Annotated in this window: 7 protein-coding genes and 1 pseudogene; 5 read left to right on the forward strand and 3 right to left on the reverse strand. The window is 36.6% G+C overall.

Annotated elements, in window-relative coordinates; translation table 11 throughout:
• From AC1DPQ_RS17820 to AC1DPQ_RS17830, 3 genes are all read right to left on the reverse strand, one after another.
• The coding region (locus AC1DPQ_RS17820; protein ID WP_477610409.1) for a LiaF transmembrane domain-containing protein at window positions 1–553 on the reverse strand (553 nt) is incomplete at its 3' end.
• Between the two features lie 5 nt (window positions 554–558).
• A complete protein-coding gene (locus tag AC1DPQ_RS17825; protein WP_477610410.1) occupies window positions 559–1,272 on the reverse strand; it encodes a PspC domain-containing protein in 714 nt (237 codons plus the stop codon).
• A gap of 19 nt (window positions 1,273–1,291) precedes the next feature.
• Window positions 1,292–1,981: an SDR family oxidoreductase gene (locus tag AC1DPQ_RS17830; RefSeq protein WP_477610411.1), complete on the reverse strand. Its 690-nt coding sequence runs from the start codon at window positions 1,979–1,981 to the stop codon at window positions 1,292–1,294.
• A gap of 147 nt (window positions 1,982–2,128) precedes the next feature.
• Here AC1DPQ_RS17830 and AC1DPQ_RS17835 point away from each other — a divergent pair, with 147 nt between their 5' ends.
• From AC1DPQ_RS17835 to AC1DPQ_RS17855, 5 genes and pseudogenes are all read left to right on the forward strand, one after another.
• Complete coding sequence (locus AC1DPQ_RS17835; protein ID WP_029275780.1) at window positions 2,129–2,863, forward strand: MlaE family ABC transporter permease; 735 nt, start codon at window positions 2,129–2,131, stop codon at window positions 2,861–2,863.
• Entirely contained in the window at window positions 2,863–3,615 is a 753-nt protein-coding gene (locus AC1DPQ_RS17840; protein ID WP_086547603.1) for an ABC transporter ATP-binding protein, read from the forward strand. Before AC1DPQ_RS17835 ends, AC1DPQ_RS17840 begins: the two co-directional genes overlap by 1 nt.
• Before the next feature lie 24 nt (window positions 3,616–3,639).
• Entirely contained in the window at window positions 3,640–3,885 is a 246-nt protein-coding gene (vapB, locus tag AC1DPQ_RS17845; protein WP_477610412.1) for a type II toxin-antitoxin system VapB family antitoxin, read from the forward strand.
• Window positions 3,885–4,268, forward strand: coding sequence for a type II toxin-antitoxin system VapC family toxin (locus AC1DPQ_RS17850; protein WP_477584639.1), 384 nt, complete (start codon window positions 3,885–3,887; stop codon window positions 4,266–4,268). Before vapB ends, AC1DPQ_RS17850 begins: the two co-directional genes overlap by 1 nt.
• A gap of 4 nt (window positions 4,269–4,272) precedes the next feature.
• Window positions 4,273–4,804 (forward strand): annotated as a pseudogene (locus AC1DPQ_RS17855) (class I SAM-dependent methyltransferase); the annotation flags it as partial.

Genomic DNA, 4,804 nt, shown 5'->3' on the forward strand with positions numbered 1-4,804 from the left:
TCTGGAAAGTAAGTACGATAGCGCTATCGGTAAGCAATTTCTTTAAAGAGAAGTTACCATGTCTTTTCTTTACGTCGGCATTAATCAACTCGGTTGTTTCACCATCAAGATTAAATGAAATGCCACCTCCGGAAATATTTAGTACTGTTTTTTTCGCATTATCTGCAGCTACAAATGGCTCAGATAAACTTAAGTGATTATATGAGGTATCACTATCGTCATCATCATCGTCGTTGTCGCCATCATTATGGTCGATATTAACATCGATATCTTTTTTGAAATGGTGCCCCCACCAGTTACCATGCTCGGGTACTTGCTGTCCTTTGTAAAAAAGGAACGACAAAGCCACTACTAAAACGCCAATAGAAATGATACTACCTGTTTGCGAGTTGTTTTTATTGAACAGGATATTTAAACCTGCTATAATTAAGAACACTGGCCAAAAGCTCCAAACGTTGCGCCAATAAAAGTTGATTACATCAAAGTTTTCGAGTAGAAGTACACCGCCAATAAAAAGCAGGATAATACCCCAAATTAATCTATCTAATTTCATTCTATTTATACTTGAGGGTTAGCGGATGTTGAATTATCATCTTTGTTAGCTGGTGCCGTAGGTTCATTTTCTACAATAGTTTCAGAAAAATCAGCTGTTTTTTGTTGTTCAGCTTCTTTTTGTTGTTCAGCCTCCTGTTGGTTCTGAAAAGCAGCCCAGTCATTCTTTCTTTTTGATTTAGCTATAATACTTACACCTAAGGCAATAAATATCAATGGCCACATGTACTTGAATAAATTGTGGATACTAAACCAGTCGGGTATAAAATCCATTTCGCGCATCAGGAAAAAACATCCTATTACTAGCAATATTAATCCGCCTATGGTGCGACCAGTATCGTTAGATTTATTGAATTTATTGAAATCGGGCTGTGTTTCGAAAGGCGTTTTTTGTCCACCATCAACAGGTTGTGTCCAATTCTGGTTTCCTTGGTTCGCTGGTCCTGCAAAAGGATCGGCAGTTCCAAAGGGTTGTGCATTTGGGTTTTTCTTGCCAAAGTAATCGTTAAATTTAGAAAATCTTGCTGCCGGATCATTATTAACCGGAACAATAATCCACATTACTATATAGGCAACTAAGCCACCTCCAGCCATAAATATAGCCGATAATGCAAACAATAATCTAATTATGGTAACCTCCACCTGCATATAATCTGCAAGTCCCGAAGCTACACCGGCAATCATCTTATCGTGTTCGTTTCTAAAAAGCTTCTTTTCCATAACGTTGTTCATTTTGTGTTTAAAAATCAAGCGGAGTAATCAAAACCTCGTCTACATTTACCCCTTTACTTAAGTTTAAAATGGTAAACAAAGTTTCTGCAATATCTTCAGGCTGTACAAATTTTTCATCCGGAATTGTTGTTCCTTCCCAGGATGAAGTTTTAGTAGAACCTGGCAAAAATGCAGTTACTTTAACATTGTGAGGTGCTAACTCTTGCCGCAATACATGATTAAGACTTAACATCGCTGCTTTTGTTACACTATAACTGCCTCCATTTTTTACAGGTGCTTTACTGGCCACCGAACAGATGTTGAATATATGGCCTCGCTTAGCTGAGCGCATTTTTTTTCCAAAAAATTTACTGATGTAATAACAGGCATTTGTATTTATATGCTGCTGTTTTTCGAAAGTTTCGTCATCCTCATCGAGCATGCTGCCAGGCAAAAAGATCCCCACATTATTTACTAAAACATCTACTTGATCAAGATTTATAGCAGTCGAATTTAAAAAAGCATACACTTCTTCTTTAACAGAACAATCTGCTGTCTGCGTAAAAATAGCATTCCCATAAGGGGTTAGTTCCTGTCGAAGCCTGTCAAGTTCATCTAAACCCCTTGCTACCAAAACTAAATCGTACCCATTTTGGGCTAATTTAGTCGCAATAGCTCTACCAATTCCTTTAGTTGCTCCGGTTATTACAGCTTTCATTTATTTATGGTTTAATTTTTGTTAACAAAAAACCATATTTATATTCAAAACCACGAATATTTTTACAATTAGCAAAGTGCTCCAAATTTTTATTGTTTCTTTGTAGTAGTATAGAACGATCATTTAAATTAAGCAAATACATACGGAATGAATTTTACCAATTTCGGCAGATACATCCTGCTACTCAAGTCTGTATTCAGAAAGCCGGAAAAACTGAAAATATACCTAAAAGAAATTGCCAAACAAATGGATTATGTTGGTGTAGGCTCTTTAGGTTTAATTGCTATCATCTCTACTTTTATTGGTGCAGTAATGACGCTACAAATTGCTTTCCAGTTGGTTAGTGATTTTATTCCAAAAACAATTATCGGTTCTGTAAACCGCGACTCGAGTATATTAGAGTTAAGCCCAACCATTAGTGCAATTGTACTGGCAGGAAAAATCGGATCGGCCATTTCATCAGAAATTGGTTCGATGCGTGTTACTGAACAGATTGACGCTTTAGAAATTATGGGTATAAATGCACCTGGCTACCTCATCCTTCCTAAAATTATTTCGGGCATAACCATGGTACCCATGCTGGTAATCATTTCTATGTTTTTAAGTATTACCGGTGGATATATTGGCGGTTCTATTTCGGGTGCTGTTACTCCTGCAGAATATATTCAAGGTATAACAACTGATTTTAATCCTTACACCATCACGGTTGCTTTGGTAAAGGCATTTGTATTTGGTTTCATTATTACATCAGTTCCAGCTTACGAAGGTTTTTATGTTCGTGGTGGTGCTTTAGAAGTTTCGCAGGCCAGTACAAGAGCAGTTGTAATTAGCTGTATCTCTATTCTTGTTTGCGATTATTTAGTTACTCAACTTTTATTGTAATGATCGAAATTAAAGATATTTATAAATCTTTCTCCGGAAATGATGTATTACAAGGCATTTCTGGAAAGTTTGAAGAAGGGGTAACCAATTTGATTATCGGTGGCTCCGGATCAGGAAAAACAACATTATTGAAATGCATGGTTGGTTTGCATCAGCCAGATTCGGGCTCGGTATTGTACGATGGCCGCGATTTTACGCCGATGACCTACGAGCAACGGATCGAAGTACGTAAAGAAATTGGTATGTTGTTTCAAGGTTCTGCCCTATTCGATAGTATGACTGTTGAAGAAAACATCATGTTCCCCTTAAACATGTTTACTGATCAGAGCAGAAAAGAAAAGCTTGAAAGAGTTGATTTTTGTTTGGAACGGGTAAACCTTGCAGGTAAAAACAAATTATTCCCGGCAGAATTATCGGGCGGAATGAAAAAACGTGTGGGTATTGCACGTGCTATATCTATGAACCCGAAGTATCTGTTCTGTGATGAGCCGAACTCAGGCTTAGATCCAAAAACGTCCATCGTAATTGATGAGTTGATTCAGGAAATTACCGAAGAATACAAAACCACTACTATTGTAGTAACACACGATATGAACTCGGTTATGGGTATTGGCGACTATATTTTATTCCTACACGAAGGAAAAAAATTCTGGGAAGGCAGCAACAAAGAAATTGCACATACTGATATTAAAGAATTAAACGATTTCGTATTCGCCAGCCGCTTTATGAAGGCAGCAAAAGATAAGTTTTAAGAAAATTCTTATATTTGTTTAGTTATGACAACGGCTACAAAAAATATCATTCACAAATTGGAAACCTTACCAGAAAGCATGGTAAACGAGGTAGAAGATTTTATTGATTTTTTAAAAGCTAAACATTCGAAGAGCTTTCCTAAATCGGCAAGTGAAAAAGCAAATGTTGTTGAAGAGCCAAAAAGCTTATATGGCGCTGCCAAAGGTACAATTCTTTATATTTCTGATGATTTTAACGAACCATTGGATGATCTCAAGGATTATATGTAATGCGTTTTTTGCTTGATACACACATATTCCTATTCTTTATTAATGGAGATAACTCAATTTCAAAAAAGATTATAGAGATCATAAACAATCCTGTAACAGAAAAATATATTAGCATTGTAAGCATTTGGGAAATTACAATAAAGACTAATATCGGAAAGCTAAAGTTAAAAGACGATATTAACTCAATTTATGAATTACTTGATAAGTACCGAGTAAAAATTCTTCAGCCTGCTAAAGATGACTTTACTACTTATTCTACATTACCATTAATACATAAGGATCCATTTGATAGACTTATTATAGCACAGGCACTAGCAAATGATCTAACCCTGATAACTGATGATCAATACATCAAAAGCTATCCAAATTTAAAGTTATTTTAAATACATGATACAATTACTTGCCCCAACCCACTGGAAAGACTATGAACTGATTGATTGCGGGGATTTTGAAAAATTAGAACGTTTTGGAAATGTAACCCTTATCCGTCCTGAACCACAGGCGGTATGGAAAAAAACATACTCAGAACAGGATTGGAAAAAAACGGCCAACATTACTTTCAGGGGCCGTTCGGCTACTTCTGGCGAATGGGTAAAGAAAAATCAATCTATTCCTGATCGTTGGCATGTAGAATATAAAAATGATGAAGTGGCCATTAAACTCCGCTTAGGTTTAACTTCTTTTAAACACGTGGGCGTATTCCCTGAGCAGGCAGTAAACTGGGATTTCATCTCTTCATCGATTAAAAAATTTAAAACGCCACAGCCTAAAGTTTTAAATCTTTTCGCTTATACTGGTGYGGCATCACTAATTGCCAATGCAGCAGGTGCTGAAACTACGCACGTAGATTCGATTAAACAGGTTGTTACCTGGGCAAACGAAAACCAGGAGCTTTCAGGCTTGAAGGATACCCGTTGGA

The organism is Pedobacter sp. 01T416_2 (genome assembly GCF_056398925.1).

Coding starts and splice junctions, on each gene's coding strand:
- AC1DPQ_RS17825 (WP_477610410.1), bottom strand. CDS start 1,272: ATGGAAAAGAAGCTTTTTAGAAACGAACACGATAAGATGATTGCCGGT.
- AC1DPQ_RS17830 (WP_477610411.1), bottom strand. CDS start 1,981: ATGAAAGCTGTAATAACCGGAGCAACTAAAGGAATTGGTAGAGCTATT.
- AC1DPQ_RS17835 (WP_029275780.1), top strand. CDS start 2,129: ATGAATTTTACCAATTTCGGCAGATACATCCTGCTACTCAAGTCTGTA.
- AC1DPQ_RS17840 (WP_086547603.1), top strand. CDS start 2,863: ATGATCGAAATTAAAGATATTTATAAATCTTTCTCCGGAAATGATGTA.
- vapB (WP_477610412.1), top strand. CDS start 3,640: ATGACAACGGCTACAAAAAATATCATTCACAAATTGGAAACCTTACCA.
- AC1DPQ_RS17850 (WP_477584639.1), top strand. CDS start 3,885: ATGCGTTTTTTGCTTGATACACACATATTCCTATTCTTTATTAATGGA.